The organism is Arcobacter acticola, assembly GCF_013177675.1.
GTDB lineage: Bacteria > Campylobacterota > Campylobacteria > Campylobacterales > Arcobacteraceae > Aliarcobacter > Aliarcobacter acticola.
In genome coordinates this window covers 1460470-1487051 of record NZ_CP042652.1, presented here as the reverse complement: position 1 = coordinate 1487051, position 26582 = coordinate 1460470, and the positions used below count along the sequence as shown (strand labels likewise).

General features: G+C 25.8%; 26 protein-coding genes. 12 read left to right on the top strand and 14 right to left on the bottom strand.

The window, feature by feature from the left end; translation table 11 throughout:
* Positions 1-3 precede the first annotated feature (3 nt).
* Genes AACT_RS07575 through AACT_RS07560 form a run of 4 tightly spaced genes read right to left on the bottom strand, consistent with a single transcriptional unit; the run spans position 4 to position 1439 of the window.
* Positions 4-216: a hypothetical protein gene (locus tag AACT_RS07575; RefSeq protein ID WP_172126226.1), complete on the bottom strand. Its 213-nt coding sequence runs from the start codon at positions 214-216 to the stop codon at positions 4-6.
* Between the two features lie 2 nt (positions 217-218).
* The gene (locus AACT_RS07570) at positions 219-449 is read right to left on the bottom strand and encodes a (2Fe-2S)-binding protein (protein WP_172126225.1); all 231 of its coding nucleotides are present in this window, start codon (positions 447-449) and stop codon (positions 219-221) included.
* Positions 442-681, bottom strand: a complete 240-nt coding sequence (locus AACT_RS07565; protein WP_172126224.1) for a (2Fe-2S)-binding protein — start codon at positions 679-681, stop codon at positions 442-444. Before AACT_RS07565 ends, AACT_RS07570 begins: the two co-directional genes overlap by 8 nt.
* A gap of 2 nt (positions 682-683) precedes the next feature.
* On the bottom strand, positions 684-1439 hold the full coding sequence (locus tag AACT_RS07560) for a TerB family tellurite resistance protein (protein WP_172126223.1): 756 nt from the start codon (positions 1437-1439) through the stop codon (positions 684-686).
* A gap of 194 nt (positions 1440-1633) precedes the next feature.
* On the opposite strand from AACT_RS07560, the gene tatB reads away from it, so the two are divergent.
* From tatB to AACT_RS07535, 5 genes are all read left to right on the top strand, one after another.
* A complete protein-coding gene (gene tatB, locus AACT_RS07555) occupies positions 1634-2065 on the top strand; it encodes a Sec-independent protein translocase protein TatB (RefSeq protein WP_346726255.1) in 432 nt (143 codons plus the stop codon).
* Positions 2065-2796 carry a twin-arginine translocase subunit TatC gene (tatC, locus tag AACT_RS07550; RefSeq protein WP_172126221.1) on the top strand — a complete coding sequence of 244 codons (732 nt, stop codon included), beginning with the start codon at positions 2065-2067 and terminating at the stop codon, positions 2794-2796. The genes tatB and tatC overlap by 1 nt, the downstream gene beginning before the upstream one ends.
* Positions 2797-2802: 6 nt before the next feature.
* Positions 2803-3825, top strand: a complete 1023-nt coding sequence (gene queA / locus AACT_RS07545) for a tRNA preQ1(34) S-adenosylmethionine ribosyltransferase-isomerase QueA (RefSeq protein ID WP_172126220.1) — start codon at positions 2803-2805, stop codon at positions 3823-3825.
* 15 nt (positions 3826-3840) lie between these two features.
* Positions 3841-4578 (top strand): 3'-5' exonuclease, encoded by a 738-nt coding sequence (locus AACT_RS07540; RefSeq protein WP_172126219.1) that lies wholly within the window; start codon positions 3841-3843, stop codon positions 4576-4578.
* An 87-nt stretch (positions 4579-4665) separates the two neighbouring features.
* Positions 4666-5490 carry an SHOCT domain-containing protein gene (locus AACT_RS07535; protein ID WP_172126218.1) on the top strand — a complete coding sequence of 275 codons (825 nt, stop codon included), beginning with the start codon at positions 4666-4668 and terminating at the stop codon, positions 5488-5490.
* Between the two features lie 208 nt (positions 5491-5698).
* Here AACT_RS07535 and AACT_RS07530 read toward each other — a convergent pair whose 3' ends face one another.
* Entirely contained in the window at positions 5699-6919 is a 1221-nt protein-coding gene (locus AACT_RS07530; protein ID WP_172126217.1) for a ComEC/Rec2 family competence protein, read from the bottom strand.
* A gap of 76 nt (positions 6920-6995) precedes the next feature.
* On the opposite strand from AACT_RS07530, the gene AACT_RS07525 reads away from it, so the two are divergent.
* On the top strand, positions 6996-8483 hold the full coding sequence (locus AACT_RS07525) for an alkaline phosphatase D family protein (protein ID WP_172126216.1): 1488 nt from the start codon (positions 6996-6998) through the stop codon (positions 8481-8483).
* Between the two features lie 11 nt (positions 8484-8494).
* Here AACT_RS07525 and ovoA read toward each other — a convergent pair whose 3' ends face one another.
* From ovoA to rraA, 4 genes are read right to left on the bottom strand one after another with little or no spacing between them, the layout of a single operon-like run.
* Entirely contained in the window at positions 8495-10597 is a 2103-nt protein-coding gene (ovoA, locus tag AACT_RS07520) for a 5-histidylcysteine sulfoxide synthase (RefSeq protein WP_172126215.1), read from the bottom strand.
* A gap of 8 nt (positions 10598-10605) precedes the next feature.
* Positions 10606-12837, bottom strand: coding sequence for a tetratricopeptide repeat protein (locus tag AACT_RS07515; RefSeq protein WP_172126214.1), 2232 nt, complete (start codon positions 12835-12837; stop codon positions 10606-10608).
* The gene (locus tag AACT_RS07510) at positions 12838-13404 is read right to left on the bottom strand and encodes a gamma-glutamylcyclotransferase (protein ID WP_172126213.1); all 567 of its coding nucleotides are present in this window, start codon (positions 13402-13404) and stop codon (positions 12838-12840) included.
* Positions 13405-13406: 2 nt separating this feature from the next.
* Complete coding sequence (gene rraA / locus AACT_RS07505) at positions 13407-13886, bottom strand: ribonuclease E activity regulator RraA (RefSeq protein WP_172126212.1); 480 nt, start codon at positions 13884-13886, stop codon at positions 13407-13409.
* A 139-nt stretch (positions 13887-14025) separates the two neighbouring features.
* Between rraA and AACT_RS07500 the strand changes: the two genes are divergently transcribed.
* From AACT_RS07500 to lgt, 3 genes are all read left to right on the top strand, one after another.
* Positions 14026-15006: a hypothetical protein gene (locus AACT_RS07500; RefSeq protein ID WP_172126211.1), complete on the top strand. Its 981-nt coding sequence runs from the start codon at positions 14026-14028 to the stop codon at positions 15004-15006.
* A gap of 106 nt (positions 15007-15112) precedes the next feature.
* Positions 15113-16405: a (Fe-S)-binding protein gene (locus AACT_RS07495; RefSeq protein WP_430385343.1), complete on the top strand. Its 1293-nt coding sequence runs from the start codon at positions 15113-15115 to the stop codon at positions 16403-16405.
* Positions 16405-17223, top strand: a complete 819-nt coding sequence (gene lgt / locus AACT_RS07490; RefSeq protein WP_172126209.1) for a prolipoprotein diacylglyceryl transferase — start codon at positions 16405-16407, stop codon at positions 17221-17223. The genes AACT_RS07495 and lgt overlap by 1 nt, the downstream gene beginning before the upstream one ends.
* On the opposite strand, the gene AACT_RS07485 is transcribed toward lgt, so the two are convergent.
* The 3 genes from AACT_RS07485 to polA form a co-directional block, all read right to left on the bottom strand.
* Complete coding sequence (locus AACT_RS07485; RefSeq protein ID WP_237682650.1) at positions 17220-17456, bottom strand: hypothetical protein; 237 nt, start codon at positions 17454-17456, stop codon at positions 17220-17222. The two genes, lgt and AACT_RS07485, sit on opposite strands and share 4 nt — an antisense overlap.
* A 269-nt stretch (positions 17457-17725) precedes the next feature.
* Entirely contained in the window at positions 17726-18430 is a 705-nt protein-coding gene (locus AACT_RS07480; protein WP_172126207.1) for a response regulator transcription factor, read from the bottom strand.
* Positions 18431-18533: 103 nt separating this feature from the next.
* A complete protein-coding gene (gene polA, locus AACT_RS07475; protein WP_172126206.1) occupies positions 18534-21218 on the bottom strand; it encodes a DNA polymerase I in 2685 nt (894 codons plus the stop codon).
* Positions 21219-21314: 96 nt separating this feature from the next.
* On the opposite strand from polA, the gene kdsB reads away from it, so the two are divergent.
* The 3 genes from kdsB (at position 21315) to AACT_RS07460 (ending at position 25436) form a co-directional block, all read left to right on the top strand.
* Positions 21315-22040, top strand: coding sequence for a 3-deoxy-manno-octulosonate cytidylyltransferase (gene kdsB, locus AACT_RS07470; RefSeq protein WP_172126205.1), 726 nt, complete (start codon positions 21315-21317; stop codon positions 22038-22040).
* Between the two features lie 98 nt (positions 22041-22138).
* Entirely contained in the window at positions 22139-24124 is a 1986-nt protein-coding gene (locus AACT_RS07465) for an EAL domain-containing protein (protein WP_172126204.1), read from the top strand.
* A complete protein-coding gene (locus AACT_RS07460; protein ID WP_172126203.1) occupies positions 24117-25436 on the top strand; it encodes a GGDEF domain-containing response regulator in 1320 nt (439 codons plus the stop codon). The genes AACT_RS07465 and AACT_RS07460 overlap by 8 nt, the downstream gene beginning before the upstream one ends.
* Before the next feature lie 8 nt (positions 25437-25444).
* On the opposite strand, the gene lptB is transcribed toward AACT_RS07460, so the two are convergent.
* The gene (gene lptB, locus AACT_RS07455) at positions 25445-26167 is read right to left on the bottom strand and encodes an LPS export ABC transporter ATP-binding protein (protein WP_172126202.1); all 723 of its coding nucleotides are present in this window, start codon (positions 26165-26167) and stop codon (positions 25445-25447) included.
* Positions 26160-26576 carry a tRNA (adenosine(37)-N6)-threonylcarbamoyltransferase complex ATPase subunit type 1 TsaE gene (tsaE, locus tag AACT_RS07450; protein ID WP_172126201.1) on the bottom strand — a complete coding sequence of 139 codons (417 nt, stop codon included), beginning with the start codon at positions 26574-26576 and terminating at the stop codon, positions 26160-26162. The genes lptB and tsaE overlap by 8 nt, the downstream gene beginning before the upstream one ends.
* Between the last annotated feature and the right edge of the window lie 6 nt (positions 26577-26582).

Sequence of the window (26582 nt, the reverse complement as noted above, 5' to 3'; positions counted from 1 at the left end):
TAATTATATCTCATCTTTTTTTGTTTTTTCATAAATTTCATCTAAATAATCAACACTTAGTTTAGAAATATTCTCTTTTTTAAATTCAAGTTTTTTTTGTATATCTAAAAGTTCTTCTTCATCAAAATATTCTAAGTAGTTTGGATTAATTTCTATTGAATCCTCTGGATTAATATTTATTAATTTTTTTATATTTTCTATAATTTGTTTTTTCATTTTTATTCTTTATTAAATTTATCTAATATCTGTTCTAAATACAATTCCATTTTCTCAACACCAACATCACTTTGTGGATTTTTACAAGATTTACAACAAGTTCCAGCATCTGTTAAATCTCCCAAATCCTCAAGAGTTTTAGCATTTTTCTCTTTGATTGCATATAGTATTTCACCCAAAGTCACATGCTTACAAGTGCACACTTCAAAAGAATGTGGAAAACTTCTAGCCATTTGCAAGCTCTATTTTTAATTCATTTAATATATCTTTACAATATATCTTTTTTTTCATTTTTCCAAAATCACCTTCAGGAAAAACACAATGCATACACTCAGTTCCAGCAGTGGTTAGATCTTGTATTTCTCTAAGAGTTGATGCATTTTGATTTTTTATTACATCTTTAATTTGTTCTATTGTAACTTTTTTACAATTACATACTTCATAAGAATTCTCAAATCCTAACAAATTTATATTCCCCTATCTTTTTTGATTATTTCATAAGCTTCATTTATTTCTTGAAGTTTTTTAGTAGCTTCATCTATAATATTTTGAGCTGCGCCCTGCCCTGAAATAATATCTGGATGATGTTTTTTCACTAAATTTCTATAATTTTTCTTTAATGTAGAATTATCATCATTTATATTTGATTCTAATACTTCATAAGCTTTTTCTAAACTAATAGCTTTTGAAGCTGCCTGTTGTGTATAAAATGCTTTAAAAGTTTCAATTAATCTTTCAAAATCTTCTTTTCTTATTTTTAATGCATTTGAGATATCTTCCGTAATCATTTTTTCAGTATCTGAAAATTCTTTATCAATAAATGCTAAATTTAGTAAATATTCCATAATTTTAGCACGTTTATTGTAATCATTTTTTGTAAGACCATATAATTTCTCACAAATATTGATCATATTATCAAAACTTTGTTTCTCTTTTGCGTATAGCGATTTTAGTTTATCTCTAATTTCATCACTATTTTCAAAATGACTAGAAATATCATTAAAAGTATGTTTTAAAAGCTCAGCTTCAAGTTCACAAACCTTTCCATCAGCTTTTGCAACTTTTGCCATTAAGGCTACTAAAAGACCGGCTTCATGATTTAATAAATCACCTTCGAATTTATCTTTTCTTTTTAAATTAATATTTTTAAATTCTTCAGTTTTATAATTTCTTCCAATAAAAAATAAAATAGCAATAACGACTAATATAACAATTATTTCCATAATTTCCCTTAAACATAATTTTGTCTTATTTTAAATTTTATCAAATTTTTGGTAAAACAATTGTTTTATTATTTTTAATATTTTAAAATAAATGAATAATGTTACAAAATAAATGAAAAAATTTATAAATAGTCTAAAACGCTTAAGTAGGCTTTTTACTCTTATTAGCTAGAATTTTTACCTTTATTTATACAATGGAGTTATACATGTTTGGAATGGGCTTTATGGAAATTTTTTTAATTGCAATTATTGCAATTATCGCATTGGGGCCTGAAAAGCTACCCACGGCTATGGTTGAAATAGCAAAATTTATTAAGAAATTTAAAACAGGAATTGATGATGCAAAATCAACTTTGAATAGTGAATTAAACATCTCTGAAATGAAAGCAGAAGCAAGTAAATTCAAATCACAAATTGAAGATACTAAAGCATCATTGTCAGTTGATTCTAAAATTGACTTAGGATTAAATGATATTTTAAAAGATGATCTAAAAGAGAGTTCTTCAACAAAAGAAGAAAAAAAGATAGAAGCTATTGAAGAAAAACCTAAAGAAGAAAAAGTTTCTTTTAAAAAAGAAGATAAATTTAAAGTTAAATTAGATGAAAAAAAAGAGGATAATGCTTAATGTTTGACGATTTAAAACCCCATATTGCAGATCTTAGAAAAAGATTAGTTATTTCATGTTTAACTGTAGCTGCAATGTTTTTTGTTTGTTTCTCCTTTTACGAACCAATATTAAATTGGATGATGGTTCCTGTTGAAGCAGTTTTACCTAAAAACTCACAAATGGTTGCAGTTGAAATTCAAGAAACATTCTTTACAGCTTTAAAAGTAGCTTTTTTTGCAGGATTCATTGTATCTCTTCCTGTTATATTTTGGCAATTATGGTTGTTTTTGGCTCCTGGACTTTATGATCATGAAAAAAAACTTGTAATTCCATTTGTATTTTTTGCAACTCTAATGTTTTTATCAGGTTCTGCTTTTGCATACTATATAGTTGTTCCCGTAGGATTTGAGTTTTTAATTAACTTTGGTTCAACGGTTGTTACAGTACTTCCAAGTATTGGTAAATATGTTGGATTTTTTACAAAACTTTTAATTGGTTTTGGTATTGCATTTGAGTTACCTGTAATTACTTTTTTCCTTGCTAAAATTGGTTTAGTTGATGATAGAATGCTAAAAGATTTTTTTAGATATGCAATTATTCTAATATTTGTAGTTTCAGCATTATTAACACCTCCTGATGTTATAAGTCAATTGTTAATGGCCGCACCTCTTACTTTACTTTATGGAGTTTCTATTTATATTGCTAAAGTATTTAATCCAGCTTCTAAAAAAGAAGATGAGGAAGAATAGAATTTTATGTTAGACCCACTAAAGACTTCAAGTTATGATTATAACTTACCAAAAGAGTTAATAGCAACTCACCCTGTAAGCCCAGCAGATTCTGCTAGGCTTTTAGTTTACCATAGAAGTACAAACAAAATCACCCACACTACTTTTAAACATCTTATGGATGTTTTACCTGAAAATTTATCAATCTTTTTAAATGATACAAAAGTTATAAAAGCTAGAATTTTTGGTACAAAAGAAACTGGTGGAAAAATAGAACTACTTTTAAATAAGCCACTTTTTATGGATAGATATTTAGTAATGATAGGTGGAAAAGTAAGAGTTGGAACCAAACTATTTTTTGATGAAAATCTAAATGCTGAAGTTTTAGAAGTAAATGAAGATGGAAGTCGTGTTGTTAAATTTTTCCAAAATGATAAAAAATTAGACTTTTTAGAGTTAGTTGAAATTCTAAATAAAATTGGTCATTTACCTCTTCCTCCTTATATGAATAGAGCTGATGAAAAAAAAGATGAACAAGATTATCAAACATTATTTGCTAAAAACTATGGAGCAGTTGCAGCTCCAACGGCATCACTACATTTTACACCTGAATTACTAGAAAAAATAAATGCAAAATATGATGTAAATTATCTAACTTTACATGTTGGAGCGGGAACTTTTAAACCAGTTGATGCAGAAGATATTTTAAATCATCCTATGCATAGTGAGTATTTTGAAATAGGAATTGATGCAAAAAAAGCTTTAGATAATGCACAAAAAGTTCTAGCAGTTGGAACCACAGTTACAAGAACTGTTGAGTATTATCAAAGAACAAATAAAATCCAAGGTGAGTGTGATTTATTTTTAAATCCAGCAAATCAGCCTATAAAAGTTGATTACTTACTTACAAATTTTCACTTACCAAAATCTACACTTATTATGCTTATTGCATCATTTGTGGGATTAGAAAAAACACTTGAAATTTACCATGAAGCCATAAATGAGAATTATAGATTTTACTCTTATGGTGATGGTATGTTAATTATATAAAAAGGAATAAATAAAATGGCTTATTACGTACTATTTGATACAGAAACAACAGGAAACCAAGAAGAAGATAAAGTTATCCAATTTGGAGCAATGATTGTTGACAAATCAGGAAAAGTTGAAGCTTTTGATGAATTATGCTCAAGCGATGTTGCAATTAAACTTGAAGCAATGGAAGTTCATAATATTACTCCTGATTTATTAGTAGGTAAGCCAAAAGCTGTTGAAACAAACTTCTACAAAAGATTAGAAGAATTAAACACTAATGAAAACTATTTAATAGCGCATAATATCTCTTTTGACATGGGAATGATTAAAAAAGAAGGATTTATTAATCAATATCAATTAATTGATACTTTAAGATGTGCAAAACATTTATTCCCTGAACTTCCATATCATAGACTTCAATATATAAGATATGCACTTGAACTTTATAAAGTAGAAGAAACAGAAGCTGCTAAACATAATATAACAATTAAAGCCCATGATGCTATTGGTGATGTTTTAGTAATGAAACTATTTTTAACAAAACTTGTTGGAAAATGTAGAGAAATCTATCCAGATTATAATCCGATTGAAAAATTAGTTGATTTAACAAAAACACCTGTATTTATAAAAACTTTCAAATTTGGTAAACATAAAGGTAAAGATATTGAAGCAGTTGCACGAGAAGATGCTGGATATTTAAATTGGATGAGAACAAATATGGAACTTGATGAAGATTTAAGATATACTCTTGATAAAGTTTTAGGATAATAAATAAAATTATCCTAATTTCCATCAAAACTACTATACCTTCTAGAAAACTGTATAAACTAACCAAAGCATAAAAAGGAAACTACAATGCAAAAACTTACACCTGAAGGTCAAAATATCGTTAATAACCTTTCAAATAAATATAATTTAAGCCAAGATGCAATCATATATATGATTGGAGCTGTAAACAACGGTGGTGGATCAATGGCTCAATTTAATTGTCCAGAACTTGGCGGTGGCGGTCAATGGATGAGAGGTGGTATGACTATGGTTGGAGACATGTTTAACTATGGGTTAAAAAACACTGTTGATAATCTTTGTAATGATATTTCAAATGCATTAGCAAATACAATTATCTTTCCACTTGCACCAAAAGGTACAAGAGAAAGTAATCAATGGTGGCCAGGTGAACTTGGAAATCCATTTAGTAGTGGTGCACAAAATAGTACAAGATATGCTATTTTTCCAAATAGATTAGCAGTTGATTATAATGGACAAGTAACTGTTTATGATACTTTAGATAATAATATATCTGGAATTTCTCAACAACAAGGGGGAAATGATTCACTTACTTTTTCTAGTCAATATGGAACTATTTTAGTATCTACTCTTCCAATTGTTTCAGGTGCTAATAATTCTAATATTTCAAACAATACTCCTGTAAATAATTTTGCACAAGAACCAATACAAAATACTCAAAATAACTTTATAGAGCCTGTTATTGAACCTATAATACAGCCTTCTATAGAAACAAATACTCAGAATCCTACAAATAATACTAATTCTGTAGTAAATGATTCATCAAGAAATATTATTGAACTTATAGAACAACTTGCTAAATTACATACTTCAGGTGTATTAAATGACAATGAATTTAATACAAAAAAATCTGAATTACTATCTAGACTTTAAATTTATCTCTTTTAGTAGATTAATTATTCATTAATCTACTAAAAAGTAAAATTCATACAACATTTTACAGATTTTTGTAAGTATTACTATTCTAAAGTGATTAGAAAAAGAATCGTCTTCTCTCTCATCAATGGGAAAGATTAGCACAAATCCAAGAAATCCAAATTGATCTTTTAGAAGAATTAAGAAAAAAAGAAAAGTAAATCTATTATATATAGAGATAAAAACTAAATACAACCATTAAAATATTTAAAAATAAAAATGCCTTTTTATTTATTGTTGAAACTAATGAAAAAACTAGATAAATAACAAAAAAATAAAAAGGCGTAAAAACTTCAAAAACATTCATTTTATACTCTAAAAAGATCTTCAAATAATCATCAAAATAAATAGCAAAATCAAAGATATGTGCAAATATTTCAAAAGGATAAAACAGTGTAAAAAATACTGTAATAATAGGAGATAAAAACTGTTCATATGAAGTTTGAGGAAAGTAAAAATGAACAATAGGATTAAAAATTAAAAACATCCAAAAATTGAAAAAAATAAAACTAAGATATTTATTCATATTATAAAAATATTTCATATACAAAATTATATAAAACACAGCAATAACAGAAAACCAAAATCCTAAAGAAAATATAAAGCTAGGAATAAAAGTAATTATAAGTAAAACCGTATAAAGTAATGTTCCAAAGGAAAATATTTCTATATTATTTCGAAGTAATATCACTGATAAAACTAACATAATAAGAGATCTCAAAAGAGAAGGTACAATTCCCACAAAAAATAAATATGAAAATAAGACAAGGATACAAATAACCAATAAATCGAATTTTCTATTTCTATAAGGGAAATATCTCTTGTGAAAAAAGCTATATGGAAAATATAAAAGCCAATAAATCACAAAAGAAATCACTGCAATATGAAATCCAGATAATGCAATTAAATGACTAATTCCATAGTTTGTACAAATATCTCGTAAATTTGATGAAATAGGAATTGCTAAAAATAAAGCTTGAAATAATTCACTTATCATCTCATTTTGATGATTTAAATTTATTTTATAGATTAATTCATCTTTAAAATTTCTATTTCTTTCTAACTTATCAAAATAAATTGTTTTTGAATAAAAGCCCTTCAAATAGTCAATAAAAGTCACTTTTTTACTAATAAATGCAATATTTAAAATGTCAAGTTTATCTAGCTTTATTTCCTTATCAAGGGATGTATAGAAAATAAAATTATCAGCTTTTAATTTTAATACTTGATAATCTTTTTTATCATATATATTTAAAACACTTACTTTTGTTTCAAATATCTCTTCATATGTAAGTTCTTCATATTTTTTATGCTCTATTGAAATATTTATTAAAAAAATAAAAAATAATAGTAAAAATAATCTATATTTATTTATAAAAGTAATCATTATAGTTATTATACTGAAATAAGATTATATGTTATAATCTAAAGCCGAATAATTTTAAAATCAAAAAGGAGCCATTATGAGTGATAAACTAGCATTAGGTCCTTTATTATCAGTAGAAGATGATAATAAATATGTAATATGTTTTCTAAGTAAAAATGATTCAGATTTTTCTATTTTTATTGATAAGGAAGAAATAAAAGCAGAAAAAATAGGAATTCTTAAATCAGGAAACTTCTACAGAGCAGAATTTGAAATAAAACAAAGTAAAAAATCTAAAACAATAACTTATAATATTCTAAATAACAATACAAATTCAAATACAACTGATGCCTTTAATAGAGATTCTTGGAGCTTTTATGTTCCCTCTTCAACAGAAAAACCCAAATTTGCATATGCTTCATGTAATGGTTTTTCTAGTCCTGATTTATTAGCTAAAACTGATGAGCCTTATTTATTATGGGATAAATTAATAGAACAACATGGAAATGAACCTTTTTCTATACTTATTATGGGTGGAGATCAAGTATATGCAGATGAACTTTGGTCTAAAGTAAAAGAGCTTGAAGAGTGGTCGCGATTAAATATGAATGATAAAATAAAAAGAAAAGCTACAAAAGCAATGATTAGAAATCTAGATACTTTTTATGAAAGTTTGTATATAAAAAAATGGAGTGATGAACAAATGTCTCTTTGCTTAGCTTCAATTCCCACTGTTATGATGTGGGATGATCATGATATTTTCGATGGTTGGGGTTCATATCCACAAGAACTTTTAGATTGTGATGTTTATCAAAATATTTTTAAAACTGCTAAAAAATATTTTGAAATATTTCAAATAAGAAGTTTAAAAAATCAAACACTATTAACTAAAGATAGAACACATTTTTCATTTGCACTAAAGTTTAGAAACTATCATATATTAGGACTTGATAATAGAACTCAAAGAAGTATTTATCAGGTTATGGGAAATGATCAATGGAAAGATTTAAACACATACTTAGATGAAAATATTTTAAATGATAATTTACTTGTACTCTCAGCTGTTCCTGTAGTTTATAGGGATTTTTCACTTACTGAAAATCTTGTTGATTTTACTTCTTGGCAAGAAGAACTAACAGATGATTTAAAAGATCATTGGAGAGCAAAAGAACACCAAGGGGAAAGAATGCGTTTGATTATGCGATTGTTTATGAATATTGAAAAAAGAAAAGTATCAAAAAGAAATACAAGAACAGTAATTCTATCAGGAGATGTTCACGTAGGCTCACTTGGAGTCATAAATGACCATAAAAATCAAAATAAAATACATCAAGTAGTTTCTTCAGGAATAGTTCACACTCCACCAACTTATATAGAATGGTTGGGAATTACTGCTGTTACAAATGATAATAATGAGTATTTAAATGAAGATAAAACAATAGAAACTTCAATGCTAACACCAATTGGTTCAGCAAAATATTTAAGAGTTAGAAATTTTGTAACTTTAAATGAAGGCAGCGATGAAAAGTTATGGATAAATTGGATTTGTGATAACAAAGATAGACCTTGTTATGCACTTAATTAAAAGAAAAAAGCTTATGCTTTTTTCTTCCAAATACTCATTTGAGAAATAGTATGTTGATATTTTCTTGAAGTTTCTTTTATTACAAAAGGAACATCAATAGTTTCTAAAAGTTCAAAGTCACTCAAGTTTTCTTTTAAGGTGTCTAAAGTGTATACTTCTTTATTATCCTTCATATATCCTCCAAGCCAATTCTCTTTTGGTGTATAATCTTCAAGCCACGTATAAGGGCTTAAGAGTACCAGCAAACCATTATCATTTACTCTACTTGGAATATCATCTAAGAATTTTTGAGGATAATATAATCTATCTATTAAGTTTGAGCAAAAAATCAAATCAAAACCTGTATAAATATCTTTTAAGTTACAAGCATCACCTTGCATAAAAGTTACTTTATTTTTGATATCTTCTAAGCCTAAACTATCAAGTGAAACTGATTTTTCTTCAAAGATTTCACCCTCTTTTTTTACTTTATAGATTAAATTATCATAAGTTTTTAGTTTCACTCCAACATTTATGAAGTTTGCTGAGAAATCAATTCCTACAACTTCATCAAACTCTTTAGCTAACTCAAAAGTAGAACGTCCAACAGAACATCCTAAATCTAAAGCTTTAGCTGTTTTGATATTTTTAATATATGGTTTTAATAACTCTACAGAATTTACACAGAAGTTTTTAATTCCAAAATTTTCACTTCCATAATGGAACTCACAGTATTGAGCAATTATTTCATCTGTTTCATAAACATTATCATTTAATTTTGTTCTAAAAGAGTTTGAAGATTTAACATATCTAAAACCTGCATGTTGAAAGAAATGTTTTCTAAAGGCATATCTAGCTTCTCTTAATGTTTCATTTCCTAAGGAGATAAAAGAACCACCTTTCATAAGTGCATGTCTATCATCAAAAGTAGGAGTTGTAAAATCATCATAAATAGGATGAGTAATAAAATCATCAAAAGGATAAATTGGAGTTAAACTCCATTGCCATACGTTTCCAATAACATCATAAAAATCACCATTTGATGTTTTGAAAACATATTTATCAACAGGAGATTGATTGAATTGTTTTAGTCCTATATTTGCTTCATTTTGGCCTGCTTTTGTAAATTCATATAAAGCATAATACTCATCTTCGCTTGGAAGTCTAACTTCAAAACCTAACTTTTGAGATTTAAAATGACAAAATGCTTCTGCTTCATAGATATTTATATCAACTGGATAGTTTAAAGGAAGAGGAACTTCTCTATTAATTTCTCTTAAAAAATATTTGCCCTCTTTTTTGATCCAAAAAGTTGGATGTTTAGCTTGAGTAAAATCCAACCACTCTTTTCCTTCTTCAGTAAAAAGTTCAGGTTTATTGTAACCACCCTCTTTTACAAACTCTAAAAACTCTCCATTTGATACTAGATATTTAGAAGCCTGAAAATCTTTTATTTCTGCTTTATGAAAAGAAAATTCATTATCCCAACCATAATAAATTGGATTTGATCTATCTTTTTCTAAAAGAACAGTAGAACCTTTTACATTTATTAATTCATTTTTTGGATATGTTTCAGAGCCTTTATTTACATAAGTAAATATTTCATCTTCTTTTAAAAATTTAATATCAAGCTCTCGTAATAATACAGATGAAGTTTCAATATGAATATTTTCATGTTCAATTCCCATTAAAATAATCCACATAGGAGAATCCCAATTTATAGGAAGTGTAAATTCTATGTTATCAATTAAATCTAAAACTATTTGCTTAACTTCATCTCTATAAGCTTTTGTTTGTTTATATGTAGGCCAAGTATAGTGCTTATGATTTAAATCATCCCATGACATTTCATCAACACCAATTGCAAAAATTGATTCATACTGCTCATTTACCCTATCTTTTAAAATGTTTGCTAGTATTAGTTTATTTACAAAAAAAGTTGCAGTGTGTCCATAATAAAAAATTAATGGATGTCTTAATGTATTTGGTTGTTCGTAAATGAAATCTTTCTCTTTTAATAAACCAAAAAGTTTTTCATCCAATTCATAAGTTTGTAAAAACTGTTTTTTAATTTCTTCTCTTTTTTCTTCAATTGTACCTGTTATTAAATTTACACTTTGTTTGTTATAATTCATATATTCCTCTAATTATTCTCTAATTTATTTTCTAAAAAATCTAATTTTTCTATTTTATTCACTTTTATAAACTGTTTGTATAGCTTTAATAGCTGATTTAACTCATTTTCATCTAAAACTTTAATTTGTTTTTCTAATCTTTTTAAGATATTTATATCTTCTATTTTTAATAAAGATTTCGCAATATGATTTTCAATTAAAATCATTCCTAATCTTTTTACTGATTTTGTTTTATCTAATATTTCTAATGCATCTTGTGTTAAGTCTAATACTTCATTACATAAGCTAGTATCTATTGAAGAGTTTGAAACTTTACATAATATATTTAAAGCCTGATTGTGTAAAACTATAGGCATTTCATCCCTATCACCAACAGATTGTTTAAGCATAAGTCCTATTTTCCCAAGCTTAATAGCTTCATTTATTTTAGCAATTTCTTGTGTAGTTTGTGTTAAATAAATAAATCTATAAGCAATTGCCATGTTTACAAAACTTGCGCCATATTCAAAAGCTCCTAAAGTTGGTATTGATAAACACTTTTTGTAATGATTAACTGCTTTATCATAATTTTCTTCCCACTCTTCATAGTTTGCTTTTATATTGTAATAATGCCATAACCATAAAGGAGCATTATCTTCATTATGAGAAAATATAATATTTTTTAATTTTTCTAAAGATTCTAATCCTTCTTCTTTCAATTCTTTTTTTCTTTGACTAACAATTATCCATGCTTTTCTTTGATAAAATTTAACTTCTGTATCATTTGGTTTAATATTTAAATTACTTGACATATTTTTTGGTAATGAGTTTAATGCCTTATCAAAATTCCCCATTCTTTCATATAATGAACATATAATAACTGAATATTTAGCTGGATTTATTTCATACAAATAACTAGATACTAATAAAGCTTGTTCAAAATGACCATTTCTTTTAAATAAAACAATCAATTTATTTAAAGAATCTATTGATAACTGCCGATAATATGAGTTAGTTGAATCTTCAAAATTATTTGAATCTTTTGAATCAAACATTAAGCCAGATATATCAAACCAATATAAATCAATCAATTCATATTGTTGCTTTTTTTCGATACTTTCTATAAATTTTTCTAAAATTTTTATAGTTCTTTTTTTATCTAAAACAATTTCTTTTACATAATAATATAAAATCAAAAAAGAAATAGGATTTTCAAAATAAGAAAGACACTCTTCAATATGATTTCTTAAATAATAAGCTAATCTTTTTTCTTCCTCTTCTAAATCTTTAAAAGTAACATTAGAAGTAAAATATACTTGTAAAGCTTTTTCTTGTGTAAGAAATCTAAAATCTTCAAAACTTCTATTTATAAAATTTTGAAAGCCAAAAATAAGCTGATTTTTATTATCTATATCATCTTTAATAAAATTTTTACCACAATACTCAAAAAGCTCCAAAGATATAAAACTTTTTTTATCTCTTTGTTTTAATATAACAGTCGAACAAAGTTGCATCAAAGAGTATAACTTTTGTTCCTTTGAAGATAATAAAATTTCAACATCACACTTTTTAGCAGATTTTTCTCGTTTTATTAGTTCAATATTTAATAAATCAAACTCTTTTAATCTTTTTAAAATATTTTGAGATTTATCATTTCTTACATAAAAATTTACTGTATTAAATCTATTTAAAAGAGAACTAATTAAAAGTCGCCAAATCCAATGATTTGAATCTTCTAAATCAAAATTATAAAGATGAATAACTGTTTTTTTATCAAAATTAGAAAATGCTAATTTTAATTTTTTTAATCTTCTTATATCTTTGTTAAACCATGAAGATATTAAGTTTTTAAATTCACTTCTTTCACCATCAAGTAAAGATGGCATCATTAGTAAACCTAAAAAGAAAATACCAACAAAAAAAAGTGAAATAGAATCTTTTGTTTCCCATGAAAAAGGCATTTCAAAGACAATTTTCTTTAAGATGTCTTCATAAATAGATACAGAACCTATGGCAAAAAGTATTACAATTACAGATATAAGTGATATTAAAGTTGCTGAAATTCTTTTTCTTAGAAAATAAAAAAATGATGACTTTCCAGCTATTGAACTTATATCTGCTTCAAATTTATCTAAACTATCATTTTGACAATATGTAATAAAAATATCATTACTTTTTTTGACAATACAAGAGTCTTCTAGTGTTTTTCTTTTATGATTACATAGTCGTGAAGTGTATATAAAACAATTATTTTGTTTCATTTATTTTTTTAAACCTTCCCTTGCTATTTTGTTTTGAATAGGATCAGAAAAAGAATAAGGACCTTCTTTTTTAGGAAAAGGTAAGTCTTCTAAAGATTTTTTATACTTACTTATAAAATCCTCACTATAATTTACAAAGGCATCTGTTAAAATATCAATATATAATGAAGGAATAAAACAATTTTCATCTTCTTTTTTCGCTATTTTTTCACCATTTGTAGTCATAAAAGCGATAAGATCTTCATCTAGCTTATAATCTAAAATATCAGTTGATTTTATTTTTATTTGTGAGTAGTTTTTTTCTCTTAATTTTAAAATTTCAAATTCACTTTTAGTGATTTTTATAATAACACCATTTACACTAGCATTTTCATCTTTTTGTAGATTTAAAAATATTCCATTTATTTCTTCATCATTATCTTTGAATTTTATATTTTCAATAGAATTCCAAACTCTTTTATAACCTTTTATTTCTACGGGTATTAAATCATTTTGACTTAATACTCTAGTAAAGGATTTTTGTGCACTTTTTAAATTTATTAAAGAACCAAAACCAAAAAGGTACATTCTTATACTAACTTTTCTTTACAAATAACAATACCATCAGGGTCAACATAAACATAATCACCACTATTTATTTCGATTCCATCTATTACTAAAGGTACATTTATTTTTCCATCTTGCACAGGTATATATTTTCTAGGACAAGTTCCTTTTGCAACTAAACCTATATCAAACTCTTTAGTTGTAACAGTATCTCTTACATATCCATTTACAATAATTCCTTCAAACTTATTATCATTTGCAAACTTCATTAGATTATCACCAACAACTGCAAAATATTCCATATTTACATCAACAATTACAACTTTTCCTAATCCATTATTGTTTTTTAAGAATGCAGCTAAATCTTTATTGTTTTTATCTAATTTTACAGTTATAACTTCACCTTTAAATTTTCTGTTTCCACCAAAAGATTTAAAATCTGGTCCTAAAATCTCAGTTTTGTCACTAAAGTTATCACATAAATCTGCTGTAAAAAATCCCATTAATTACTTCCTCATATATAAAATTTATTAAACTACAATATTATCTCATTTTACTATTAAATTATTCTTATTTTTAAAAAACTATTTCACATTGTTTATACAAATAGGTTATAATATGGCTTATTCAAAAAGGATTTTTATGAAAATTGTATTAAATATTTTTATCTTAGCTTTAATCTCAGTATTTATAAGTGCTTGTAGTACAAAACGGCTTACTATAAAATCTTTACACCCTTCAAAAATTGAAAAAGAAAAAATCTATACCATAAGAGTTGATAGATTTTATCGTGATGATGTAAACCAAACAATTAGTTTAGAAGATAGAATTGAAAATAAAGTAATTGATGGTAAAAGAATTTTTAAACTGCAAAATACCGATTTTGGTACAGATGCTATTGTAACAGGGGATGTTCTTAACTCATCTATAAGATATGATACATATTATAGGACAGAGGTTGATTATTCAAGATGTAGATACTATAGATACGATGAAAGAAATAGATCAAGACATTGTATGGAATATGTAATAAGACAAATACCTTGCGAAAATAGAGAATATAATGTAACTACTAATATAAATATTATCAAACCAATAACAAATGAAGTATTATTTTCTAAAACGTATGATAAATCAAGTTTTGAAAATGTGTGTTTTGATACACCATTCCCATTTTATAGAACTACTGCAAATATATTTAGAATGAATTCTCAAATTGCTGATAAAATTTCACAAGACATCGTAGATGATATTTCACCACATTATGTTTATTACAATATAAATATTATTGAAGAATTAGATGATGATAATAAGTTATATACAAAAGAGCATGAAACAAGATTTGAAAAAGCTGTTGATTTAATTGTAAATAAATATTTAGATTTAGCAAAAATTGAACTAGATTTATTGGATAAAGAATTAAATGGACAAAGTTTTGAAATAAACTATAACTTAGCTTTAATATATGAAGCATCAAATCAACTAGAAATGGCAAATAAATTATATAGAAATGCTAAAACTTTAACATTAGATATAAAATATTTAGATTTAATTGATTATGGAATAAATAGAACAAGTATCAATTTAGAAGAGAAAATTAAGGCAAAATCACAGTTGCCTTAACTCTTTAAAATCACCTATTTAACAACTTTTAACCATTATTTTTGTATATTAAATTTTTATTATAAATATTAAAAATTTTGAGTTAAAAAGGTTAGATAAAGTGTCAATGAATAAATTTAATTACACAGCTATTTCAGATGACTGTGTGAAATGTGGAAAATGTAAACCTGTTTGTACAATATTTAATATAAATCAAGATGAAGCTACAAGTCCTAGAGGATTTATTGATTTGTTAGGAGCCTATGAAAGAAATGAATTAGAGCTTGACCAAACTGCAAAAGATATCTTTGAATCATGTTTTTTATGTACAAACTGTGTTGAAGTTTGTCCAAATGACTTACCAACAGATATGATTATTGAACAAGTACGTTCTGATATTGCTAAAAAATATGGAATTGCTTGGTATAAAAAACTATTCTTCTTTTTATTAAGACATAGAAAAACCATGGATTTTTTATCAAAAATGGGTTGGATGTTCCAAACATGTGCATTAAAAATTGATAAGAAAACTCAATCAGGACTTCCTAGATTTAGCTTACCAATTGTAAAGAAAGATAGAGCTTTACCCTTCGCTGATAGTAGAAGTTTTTTAAACAAATATCCAGCAAATATTAAAGCTAAAAATAAAAAGATAGAAGAGAATAAAAAGAATAAAGTTGCTATTTTTATAGGTTGTATGAGTAACTATACATATACAAATACAGGTGATTCTCTTGTAAAAATTCTAAAAAAACTTGAACTTGATATTATGATTCCTAAAAAACAGTTATGTTGTGGAGCACCTGCATATTTCACAGGTGATTTTGATACGGTTGATTTTTTAGCTAAAAAAAATATTGAATATTTTGAAACTTGGATTGATGAAGTTGATGCTGTTATTATTCCAGAAGCTACATGTAGTGCCATGATAAATCAAGATTGGGCACACTATTTCCATAATCAACCTGATTGGAAAAAAAAAGCTGAAAAACTATCTGCTAAAATATTTATGGCAACAAAATGGTTAGAAAACAATACAGAGTTAAAAAATATGCTTGCAAATTCTGGTAAAAAAATCGATCAGCTAGTAACTTATCATGATCCTTGTCATGCAAAAAAGATGCAGGGTGTATGGAAAGAGCCAAGAGAATTACTAAAACAAAATTACGTTTTAACAGAGATGAGCGATTCAAATAGATGTTGCGGTTTTGGTGGTGTTACTATGCAAACAGAAAAATATGATTTTGCAAAAGCAGCAGGAGCTCCAAAAGCAGCAATGATTAGAGATACAAAAGCTCAAATAGTAAGTGCTGAGTGTAGTGCATGTAGAATGCAAATTACAAACTCTTTATATTTATCAGATGTTGATGTTCAATTTAAAAATCCAATTGAATTAATTGCTGAGGCGTTAGAAGCATAATGGAATTTTGGCAAAATATATATTCAAATTTTAATCCCGTAGCTTTTAATTTAGGGCCAATCGCAGTTCATTGGTATGGGATTATGTATGCATTAGCATTAATAAGTGCTATTTTTGTAGCAAAATGGTTTATTAAACATGATAAATTACCTATTTCGAATGATTTATTTGATTCATATGTTTGGTGGGCAGAAATTGGAGTAATATTAGGTGCAAGACTTGGATATATTTTATTCTATGATTCAAACACTTCATATTATTTAACTCATCCTTGGCAAATATTTAATCCTTATGTAAATGGTGTTTATACAGGTATTTCTGGAATGAGTTACCACGGAGCATTTATCGGATTTATTATCGCTTCATATTTCTTTTGTAGAAAAAATAAAATATCTTTTTGGTTTATAACAGATCTTGCAGTTTTAGGAATTAGTGCAGCTTACGTATTTGGAAGAATTGGAAATTTCTTCAATCAAGAATTAGTTGGACGTGTTACAGATGTTCCTTGGGGAATATATGTTGATAAAACATTAAGACACCCATCACAAATTTATGAAGCAATACTAGAAGGATTAGTTGTATTTATAATTTTATTTTATATTAGAAAAAGAAAAACTTTTGATGGACAATTAGCATTAATGTATGGAATACTTTATTCTTTTATGAGAATTGTTGCAGAATTTTTCAGACAACCAGATGTTCAATTAGGATTTATTTATAGTAATTGGCTTACAATGGGAATTTTACAATCATTTGCAGTTTTAGTGGTTTGCGTAGTAATATATTTAAAAATGAAAAAAGCAAATAGTTTAATTTAACTATTTGCTTTCATTTCTTTAGTATAACCAGCATCTATAGCTAACTCTGCAATCTTATTTTTTAATAAATCCAGTCTCCAACCATGTCTACTAGCAAAATTCTCTATTTCTACGTCTCTTTGCTCAGGTGTACAAAATACAAAAATTCTCTTTAAAAAAGGTTTTGGTACTTGTATAGCTATTAATTGAAAATAATTTTCTTTACAGCTTCTTGAGCAAAAAGCCTTACTCATAGCAATCTTTTTTTTGCAGAACGGGCAATGGGACATTATTTATTACCTTTGATTATTAGTTTGTAGAACTTAGCATTAGAAACGTCTTGTAAGAATTTCGGTTCAATGTCGTGCAAAGCTATTATTTCAACAACTTTACCCTCCATTAACCAACTTCGTCCAGTATCAACTATTTTTTGCGTTTCAAAAAATTGTACTAGATCTTCTTTCGAAATGATGAGCTCTTCCATATTATAACTTTTTTATTAAGATTTTGCAAATACCAACTCTTAATTATTTTTAAGAATGTCTATTGTATAGCCCTTATTAGAGTGGTTTTTAATAATTTCATAATAAGTTTTTTGTCTAATTTTATTTACTATATTTCTCATAGTATAAATTGACATATCCTTACCTTTCCAAACTACTTCTTTTATTGTATCATAATCTGTGATTTCATTTCTTTTTACAATCAATAATTTTAAAAATGATTTCTCTAATCTAGTAAAATCTATTAAAACTCCACCTGGTTTAAAGAATTGATCTCTATATTCATCAAAATAGATTCCATTTTCGAACTCTATTTTATCACCTCTTTTTGTTTGGTTCAAACACATAATTACAGCTAATTTTACATCTTTTGCTCTTAATGGCTTTGATAAAAATGTGTAAGCACCTGAATTAATAGCTGTAACTATACTTTCATTATTATCTGAATCAGAGATAACAATTTTTGGTAAAGTTGGAGCTAATTGTGATAGTTCTGTACATAACTCTGAAAAAGAAAGTTCTTTAACATCAGCATCAATAATTGCCATATCATAACTATTTGAACATGCTAATGATATTGCTTCATCTAAAGTTCCTGCAACTTTTAGTTCTTTAAAATAATCATCAAATTCATTTTGAATTGTATCAATTATAGATTGATCATTCGTAACGAATAATAACTTCGCATTGTATAGTTTTCTTATATTTCTTACTGTTTTTAACATAATAGTACTCTTTATATATTGGTTTAAGTCATAATAATAACAAAAATTTCTTTATTTGTCAAAATTATTTTAACAATTTTGATTATATTTTAATAATTTTCTATTATTTTAACTTTTGCCACGATTTTCCCTTAGCAATTGAGACTTTTAATGGTACATTTAATTCATATATATTTTCCATTATTTCTTTTAAATCTATAATAATTTCATCAGCAATATCTTCTTTTACTTCAAATATTAATTCATCATGTATTTGTAAAAGCATTCTCATATTATCATTATTTTTATATTTTTTATGAATTTTAACCATTGATAGCTTGATTAAATCAGCAGCACTTCCTTGAAACATTGTATTTACAGCTTCTCGTAAGTATGCAGCTTTAAGCATAGCATTTGCACTTTCAAAATTAAACAATCTTTTTCTATTTAATAATGTTTTTATGTATCCATTTACATGAGCAGACTCTTCTATTGATTTTAGATAATCTTTTACACTTTTAAAAGCTTTAAAATATGATTCAATATATATTTTTGCTTCTTTTGAAGAAATACCTAAAGTATCTCCTAATTTTTTACTTCCCATTCCATATAAAAGTCCAAAATTTATAGATTTAGCAATAGATCTTTTTTCTTTTGCTTCATCTTCTCCAAAAATTTTCACAGCTGTTTGATAGTGAATATCCAAGTCATTATTAAAAGCATCAACTAAAGCTTCATCTTTTGAAAAATGTGCCAATAATCTAAGCTCTATTTGAGAGTAATCGATTCCCACTAAAGTATAACCATCTTTTGGAATAAAAGCTGATCGTATTTGAGATCCTGCTTCTGATTTAACAGGAATATTTTGTAAATTAGGATTTTTTGAGCTTAATCTTCCAGTTGCTGTTCCTGTATGTAAAAATGATGTATGAATTCTATTATCTTCATTTTTTAATCCAAGTTCTAATAATGGTTCGATATAAGTTGATTGAAGCTTATAAGCCTCTCTATAATTTAAAAGTAAAGGTATAACACTATGTGCATCAAATAAACCATTTAAAACAGCTTCATCTGTACTGTATCCAGTTTTTGTTTTTTTAGCTGTTGGTAAGGCAAGTGTTTCAAATAAAACTACACCTAATTGCTTTGGAGAGTTTATATTAAACTCAACACCACTTGTTTCATAAATTTTAGTAGTTAACTCTTGTATATATTTATAATTTGTTTCTTTTAACTCTTTTAATAAATTAACATCTATTTTTATACCATTGTTTTCCATATCTGCTAAAACATAAATAAAATCAAATTCTAAATCAAAAGCAAGTTGTAATAATTCTTCACTATTTTTTTCTTTAAATAGTTCTAGTTGCTTATTAAAAAGCTTTAAAGTCATCAAAGCATCTTCAGCAGCATAATCACAAGCATTTAAAATATCTACATTAGAAAAATCTTCACCTTTTTTAACTACATCTTTAAAAGCTATCATTTTATGATTAAAATATTTGTTTATTTGGTAATCAAGCCCTACTTTTTCATTTGTATCTAAAAGCCAAGACAAAATCATAGTATCTGCATATAATTTTAACTCTATTTCAAAATTGTTTTTGATTATCTCATAATCATATTTAAAATTTTGAAGAACTAATTTATGTCTATTTAATTGAATAATAGCTTGACGGGCAGCTTCATTTGAAATTTGTGCAGCAACACCTAAATAAGAGTGAGCTATTGGAACATAGTAGGCTTTATTTTCTTCATAAGCAAATGAAAATCCAACTATTTTTGCATTTCTTACATCAATATCAGTTGTTTCTGTATCAAATGAAACTATTGCATCTCTTGGAATTGTGTTTATTACTAAAGATAAACTATTTTCATTATCAAGTAAAATAAATTCCATATTTTCTTGTTTTTGCACTTCTTTTGGAATTTGCGTTTTAAAAGACATTCCATTTTTATTCACCCTATCAAGTATTTTTGACATATCATATTTAATTAAAATATCAGAAATTTTTAAAATAGGATTTTCAGCTGGTAATATAAAATTATCTAAATCATCAATTACATGGCAATCCCTTGATAAAGTAACAAGTTGTTTTGAAAGAAATGCCATTTCACGACTTTCTTCAAGCAAGGTTTTCCATCTCTTTTTCTCAATATTCTCTAAGTTTGCATAAATATTTTCTAGAGTTCCAAACTGTTGAATTAGGGCTTCTGCTGTTTTAGCTCCTATTCCTTTTACTCCTGGAATATTATCAGCACTATCACCTAAAAGTGATTGATAATCTGTGAATTGTGATGGATGAACTCCATATTTTTCTAAACATTTTGCTTCATTTATAACTACTCTTTTTGTTGGGTCAAATAAATAGATAGTATCATCTTCAATTAATTGATATAAATCTTTATCGTGAGATACGATTCGTACTTCTAAACCTTTTTGCTTTGCATCATGTGCAATTGATGCAACAATATCATCAGCTTCAAATCCAGTTCTAATTGCTGTTTTAAATCCCATTTGTTCAATCCATGAAATAGCAATTGGAAGTTGTTTTAATAAATCCTCAGGAACATCAGGTCTTTGAGCTTTATAATTATCATAAAGTTCATTTCTAAAAGTATTTCCCTTTGCATCAAGTGCAAAAACTATATAATCTGTTTGAAAATCTTTACCAATATTTGCTATAAAATTTATAAATCCTGTTAGTAAACCTGTTGGAAAACCTTCTTTTGATCTAAGGGGTGGAAGTGCAAAATAACTTCTAAATAAAAATCCAAATGTATCTATTACTGTAATTGTTTTTTTCATAAAATTTCTCTTTCATTACTTGTTTAAAGATTTTATATTATAATAATGTCACTAAAAATAAGGTTTTAGAATTACAAAGTAATAAAAGGTACATAGATGATAATTATACCCGCTAGATTAAATTCAAGTAGATTTGCAAATAAAATTTTGGTTGATATTTTAGGACTACCAATGGTAATAAGAACTGCCAAACAAGTAAGTAGCTTGGATAAAGTAGTAATTGCTACTGATTCACAAGAAGTTATTGATTTAGCTAAAGAGCATGGTTTTGATGCTGTTATGACTTCTTCAGAACATCAAAGTGGAACAGATAGAATAAATGAAGCTGTGAATATTTTAAACTTAAGTGATGATGAGATTATTGTAAATGTTCAAGGTGATGAACCATTTATTGAAGTTGAAGTAGTTCAAGCAGTTATAAATAGAGTAAAACAAATAAAAGAAAATAACGAAGATATTATGATTACCTCTTGTTATAAAGAGATTAGTTCAGAACTAGCTGATGATCCAAATCATGTAAAAGTAATCTTAGATGAAGATTCAAATGCTATTTATTTTTCACGTGCAAAAGTACCTTATCATAGAGATCATTATGAAGCTGCAACTTATAGTGGTCATCTAGGAATATATGGTTTTACAAAAAAATCACTAAATAATTTTTGTGAGTTAAAATCTTCAAAATTAGAAAATATAGAAAAACTTGAACAATTAAGAGCTATAGATAATGGATTCAAGATAGCAATGGTAAAAGTTGAATCTAAATCTTTTGGAATAGACACACAACAAGACTTAGATAATGCAATAAAAATTTTTAGTAAATAATTTATAAAATTTCTATTTATTTTGCTTTAAAAACAATAAAGTCATTTTAAAGATAATTTATGTAAACTATTATAAAAAAAGAAGAATCAAGGTAAATAATGCGTTATGATATATCAATAATAGATGACAACATTATCCAATTTGAAGAGTTAGAAAGATATTCTTTAAATAAATTAAAGAATATTAAATTTACACTTTTTTCAGATATTAATAACTTAAATGAAGATTTTGATTTAACAGATCTTTTAGTTATTAATATCAAATTCTTTGAACACTTTGATAAAATAAAAAAGATCTTACACGATAATATACTTATAGTTTTTCTAATAAATCATGAATCTGATTTAAAAAAAATATCAAAAATTAGAAATTTTGACAGTATATACAATCCCTTAAACTTCGATGACTTAAGTAATAAAATAGGTAAATACATAAATCTAATTGAGAAAAAACCTTTAATTAAAAAAGAAGAAGAATTTTCAAACTCAATAATTGATAATATAAGTTACCCAATTTTTTCCACAGATGGACATAGTATTATTTTTTCAAATGAACATTTTTTTAAACTTACAAATTGTTTTTCATTGGATGAATTAAATACAAAATATAAGAAAATAAAAAATATTTTTCATAAAGAAGAAGATTGTTTCACTGAGTTAAATAAAAAATGGTTAAAAAATCCTAAGATTGTTAACACAAAAGTTTGTATCTTAGATGAAGAAAAAAATAAACGTTTCTTTTCTCTACAAAAAATATTTTTAACTCACAATAATACAAATATAATTATTTTAAATGATATAAGTCATGAAATAGAACATAAAAATGAATTATTTCAACTTTTGTATACTGATAATTTAAGTAAATTTCCCAATCGTACAAAATTAATTGAAGATTTACAAAATAAAACACTAATACTAGAAGCTGTTTGTTTATTAAATATTAATTCATTTAAAGAAGTAAATGATTTTTTTGGTCATAATGTTGGTGATTCAATTTTAATCGATGTTGCTCAATTAATAAATAAAAAAATAAAGAAATATTCCCATTTAAAACTTTTTAAATTTCCATCTGATAATTACTGTGTAATAAGTACCCTTGATGATAAAGCCACTTTTATAGAATTGATGAAAAATATATTAGATTCTGTTTATAAAAATGTTTTTATTTTCGAACAATATGAGATTGATATCAGAATGACTGCAGGAATCTCTTTTTCAAACAAAAACAATAAATTAATCACAGCAGATATTGCCTTGCAAACCGCAAAAAAAGAAAATAAAGATTACTTGGTATTTTTTGATGAATTAGATAAATTCCAAGAATATGAAAACAATATGCATTGGACAAAAAAATTAAAATCTGCATTTATACATGATAATATAGAAGTTTATTTCCAGCCATTAGTAAATAATAAAACTCTAAAAGTTGATAAATATGAGTGTTTAGTAAGACTAATTGAAGAAAATGGAAAAGTTATTTCACCTTACTTTTTTTTAGATATTTCAAAAAAATCAAACCAATATAAAAAATTAACAAGAATAGTTTTAGAAAAATCATTTAAAAGATTTGAACATCTTCCTTTTGAATTTTCTGTAAATATTTCCTATGAAGATATTGAAAGTGCTGATTTTCTTGATTTTATAAGAAGTATGATTTCAAAATATAACATCTCAAATAGAGTAGTTTTTGAGATATTAGAAGATGAAAGTATAAAAAATTACCAATGTTTAGTGCAGTTTATTGATGAAGTAAAAGCTCTTGGATGTAAAATCGCTATAGATGATTTTGGATCTGGTTATTCAAACTTTGAGCATTTACTAAAAATGAATGTTGATTATTTAAAAATAGATGCATCTTTAATCAAAAACGTTGCTACAGATGAGACATCATATAAAATAACAAAAACTATAATAGAATTTGCAAAAAATTTAAATTTAAAAACTATTGCTGAGTATGTTGAAAATGAACAAATATTTAATATTGTTAGAGATTTAGGTGCAGATTACTCCCAAGGGTATTTTTTCTCAGAGCCAATTGCTATACCAAATGTTAGCGAATTCCAAAAAAAGATGAATCATGAATAAAGAAATTTTAAAAAACATATCAATTTTATACGTAGAAGATGAGAGTGATGTAAGAGAGTTCACATCAAAATTACTATCATCTTTACTAAAAAATGTTTTCACAGCAGAAAATGGCCAAGATGGCTTAGATTTGTATAAAGAAAATATAAATACCATAGATTTAATAGTTACAGATATTAATATGCCAAAAATGAATGGTATTGCTATGTGTGAGAAAATAAGAGAACTAAATAAAGAAATACCTATAGTTGTAACAAGTGCTCATAATGATACTGATTTTTTAAAAAAAGCTATTGATGTAGGGGTTAGTACTTATGCCATGAAACCTATTGATTTATACCAGTTAATTGAAAGTATAACAAAAGCGATTGAGCCAATTTTCTTAAAAAAAGAGCTTGTTACCCTAAACTTATCCCTTGAGAGTAAAATAGAAATGGAAATAGAAAAGATAAATTCTATTTTAGATGCTCAAGAGAATATTGTTATAGTTACTAATAAAGAAGAAATTACAAACATAAATAAGAAATTTCTAGAATTCTTTGGAATTGAAAGTTTTGAAAAATTTAAAGAAGCTAAAAAAGATATCTTTGATCTTTTTCATGAAGAATTTGGTTTTATTACAAGAAATCAAATGGAAAAACAAGAGTGTTGGCTAAAATATATTAAAGAATTACCTGAAATTGATAGAATTGTCAAAATCAAAAATCATAAAAATGAAGAGAGATTATTTACTATAAATATAGATTATTATGAGAATAAAGAGCACTATTATATTTTTTCATTAACAGATATTACAAGTATAAAAGAAAAAGCAAATTTATTAGAATATCAATCAAGCCATGACAAGATAACAGGACTGTTTAATAAAAATAAATTTGATGAATTTTATGAAAAAGAAGTAAAAAGATCTAAAAGATATAAAAATGATTTATCTATTATACTTTTTGACATATATGAATTTAGAGAGATAATTGAAATAAATAAATCTTCAATTGGAGATATCATACTAAAAGAAATTTCACAAATTATGTCAAATTGTATTAGAGAACAAGATATATCAGCTAGATGGGGAGGAGAAGAGTTTTTAATACTACTTCCTCAAACAAACCTAGAAGGTGCACAAATTGTTGCTAATAAAATAAATAACACAGTATTTGAGCACTTATTTACAGAAAAACAATTAAAACTAAGTGCAAATTTTGGAGTATCTGAATTAAAAGAAGAAGATGACGAAAAAACTTTTATGTCAAGGGTAAATAAATTGTTATTTGAAAGTAAAAATAGAGGCAAAAGCGTAGTAATAGCAAGATAAGCTATTACTTAGAAGTTGAAATTTTCACCTAAATAGTGTTCTCTAACCTTTGAATCATTTCTTATTTCATCGCTTGTTCCACTAGCTAACAATGCTCCTGCTTTCATAACATAGGCTCTATCACAAATTTCTAGTGTTTCTCTTACATTATGGTCTGTTATTAATACACCAATATCTATTTTTGTTAACTGATGAATAATCTCTTGAATATCTTTAACAGCAATTGGATCAACCCCTGCAAAAGGTTCATCAAGAAGTAAGAATTTTGGTTTTGATACAAGTGCTCTTGCAATTTCCGTTCTTCTTCTCTCTCCACCTGAAAGTGAAACACCTTTTCTTTGTCTAATTGGCTCAATATTAAAAATTTCTAATAATTCTTCTACACGTTTTATTTGTTCATTTTTATCTTTTGTAACAATTTCAGCAGCAAGCATTAGATTATCTTCAACTGATAAATCTTTGAAGATTGAAGATTCTTGAGGTAAATAACCTATTCCTTTTAATGCTCTTTTATGTAATGGCAATGAAGTTATATCTTTATCGTCAAAATAAACATTTCCAGCTGTTGGTTTTACTAAGCCACAAACAGTATAAAATGTTGTAGTTTTTCCAGCACCATTTGGTCCTAATAATCCTACAATTTCTCCTGAATTAACTTCTAGTGAAATACCATGCAATATCTGAGTTTTTTTGATTATTTTTGTAATATCTTTTATATGTAATTTATGCATTTATTTTATATAACCTCTTATTATCTTTCTTTTCAATTTCTATTAAAATCACGTTATATCCATAATCTTTTAATATTTCTTCTAGTTTTTCATCACCCCACTCTATAAAGTGAGTTCCATCTTTTTCAAACTCTTCTAGCATTCCTAATGAAATAAATTCATTTAATGTTTTATTATAAACGTCATAATGAAAAATATTTTCAGAATAAATAGCTTGTAGGGAAAAAGTAGGAGAAGTAACTAAATCATCTAAGTTCAAAGCTTTTAGATAATTTTTAACAAGGGTAGTTTTACCGCTTGCTAAGTCACCTCGTAAAATAACTATATAGTTATCATCTTTTAATAATTCTATTAAATAAGTAGTAAGTTCTTCTAGTTTATTTAGTTCTAATTCAAAAGTTTTCTGCAAAAAAAA